Source organism: Pseudochelatococcus lubricantis (assembly GCF_011762225.1).
GTDB classification, from domain to species: Bacteria; Pseudomonadota; Alphaproteobacteria; order Rhizobiales; family Beijerinckiaceae; genus Pseudochelatococcus; species Pseudochelatococcus lubricantis.
Genome location: NZ_JAASQI010000029.1, coordinates 1 through 1,167 on the forward strand (window position 1 = coordinate 1; position 1,167 = coordinate 1,167).

At 59.7% G+C, this 1,167-nt stretch carries 1 pseudogene; it reads left to right on the forward strand.

The features are described 5' to 3' along the window. The first annotated feature begins 89 nt into the window (after window positions 1–89). Window positions 90–1,150 (forward strand): annotated as a pseudogene (locus FHS82_RS20870) (IS630 family transposase). Window positions 1,151–1,167: the final 17 nt, after the last annotated feature.

Sequence of the window (1,167 nt, forward strand, 5' to 3'; positions counted from 1 at the left end):
CTAATACCAAGTCTCGGAGATCGCGACTCTCTGTGTCTTCCCAAATCAGCTTGGGTCTGATTCAGTTGTGGGAAGGCAGGAGGTTTGCGATGCCGATCCCTCTCCGGGCTGATTTTGACGCTCCGCTGATGCGGGCCATTGCGCGGCGGTGCAAGGACGGACCGCAGACGCGGCGGCTCCTGGCCTTGGCGGCGATTTACGAGGGTGCGCGCCGGGGCGAAGCCGCACGGATTGGTGGTGTGACCGTGCAGATCGTTCGCGACTGGGTCTTGAAGTTCAACGCGCTCGGCCCTGTGACGGGTTGATCGACCGCAAGGCTCCCGGCCAGCCGTCACGGCTCAACGACGAGCATCGCAAGGCACTGGCTGCGATCATCGAGAGTGGGCCGACACCGGCGATCCATGGCGTCGTGCGCTGGCGGATTATCGATCTGTGCCAATGGCTTTACGAGGAGTTCGGGGGTGTCGGTCTCCAAGCCGACGCTGAGCCCGGAACTGCGGGGCATGGGTTATACCAAGCTCTCTGCCCGCCCACGCCATCATGGGCAGGCCGAAGGAGCAGTCGAGGATTTTAAAAAAGTTTTCCCGCCCGTGTAGTTGGGATCGCCGAAGACAAAGGCGTCGATCCGGCCGATATGGAAATCTAGTTCACTGACGAGGCGCGTATCGGCCAGAAGAACAAGATCACGCGACGGTGGGCCAGGCGCGGAACCAGACCATCGGCGCCGCACGACCAACGCACGGCCTCCACCTACATCTTCGGCGCAATCTGTTCGAAGCAGGGCAAAGGTGCCACTCTCATCCTGCCGGTGTGCAACACCCAGGCGATGAGCCTGCATCTGGCCGAAATTGCTACCCAGGTCGCGCCCGGCAAGCACGCCATCCTCCTGCTCGATCAGGCCGGCTGGCATCTGTCAAGCCGGTTGATCATCCCGCCGAACATCTCACTCTTGTCCCTGCCGGCCAAATGCCCGGAACTCAACCCGCAGGAGAATATTTGGCAGTTCATGCGCGACAATTGGCTTTCGAACCGAGTGTTCAAATCCTACAAGGACATCCTCGATCACTGCTGCTACGCTTGGAATAAACTTATCGAGCAGCCTTGGCGCATCATGGCCATCGGCATGCGAGATTGGACAAATCGGTTCTGATCAATGAAACTTGGTAT